We start from the raw sequence: 946 nt of genomic DNA, 5'->3' as shown, positions 1-946 counted from the left end.
GTTACGAATGGTTGCTCTGAATTTCATGTAGCCGGTATCAGCAGTACAGAGGCTATCGCCATGCATAAGCAGTGTTGGTTCGCCTGCTACGTCGATAACACATGGATCATCAAGTAGGGTGGCGCCAGTTTCTTGTGCGAAAACATCGCCTACTAAAAAGTCACGATTACCGTGCATAAAGAAAAGTTGGCAACCTTGCTCACTGAGGGCTTTGAGGCGCTGTTTTACTTCAAGCTGAAGTTCGGTGTTTTCATCGTCACCAATCCAACTTTCGAAGAAATCACCAAGAATATAGAGCTTGTCAGCATCGTTTTGAATAGAGTCGAGGAATAAAAAGAAAGCCCTGATAATATCAGGGCGTGACTCTTCCAGATGCAGATCTGAAATAAAATAAGTGCTCATGACGAGGTCTTATTCACCATCTTCAGCTGCTTCACCTTCAAGAACGCTAGCTTCTTCAATGATCACGTCTTCAACTGGCACGTCTTGGTGGCCAGCTTTAGTCGTGGTCTTAACGCCTTTGATCTTATCGACAACGTCTTGACCTTCAACGACTTCACCAAATACTGCATAACCCCAGCCTTCCATTGTTTCAGCCGTATAGTCTAGGAACGTGTTGTCTTTAACATTGATAAAGAACTGTGCAGACGCTGAGTGAGGGTCCATAGTACGAGCCATGGCAACGGTGTAGTTCTTGTTGCTTAGACCATTGTTTGCTTCGTTCTTGATAGTTTCACGGGTAGTTTTCTGGTTCATGCCTGGCTCAAAACCACCACCTTGAATCATGAAGTTACTGATCACTCGGTGGAAGATAACACCGTTGTAAAAACCTTCTTTAACATACTGCTCGAAGTTTTTAGCAGTCACTGGCGCTTTTTCGAAATCTAACTTAAGTGTGATATCACCGTGGTTGGTTTTTAATAAGATCATGAGTCTTGGCTTTCCT

General features: G+C 43.8%; 2 protein-coding genes. Both read right to left on the bottom strand.

The annotated features are described in order from the left end of the window. On the bottom strand, positions 1–402 hold a 402-nt coding region (locus A3766_RS28320; protein WP_068643440.1), incomplete at its 3' end, for a UDP-2,3-diacylglucosamine diphosphatase. A 9-nt stretch (positions 403–411) separates the two neighbouring features. Continuing rightward, positions 412–930: a peptidylprolyl isomerase gene (locus A3766_RS28315; protein ID WP_068510343.1), complete on the bottom strand. Its 519-nt coding sequence runs from the start codon at positions 928–930 to the stop codon at positions 412–414. Positions 931–946: the final 16 nt, after the last annotated feature.

Source organism: Oleiphilus sp. HI0132 (assembly GCF_001635845.1).
Note: the sequence above shows the minus strand (reverse complement) of the source record. Positions and strands in the feature narration are given on the sequence as shown.

Bases quoted from the DNA above. Each gene is read 5' to 3' on its own strand.
- A3766_RS28315 (WP_068510343.1), bottom strand. From the start codon at position 930: ATGATCTTATTAAAAACCAACCACGGTGATATCACACTTAAGTTAGAT.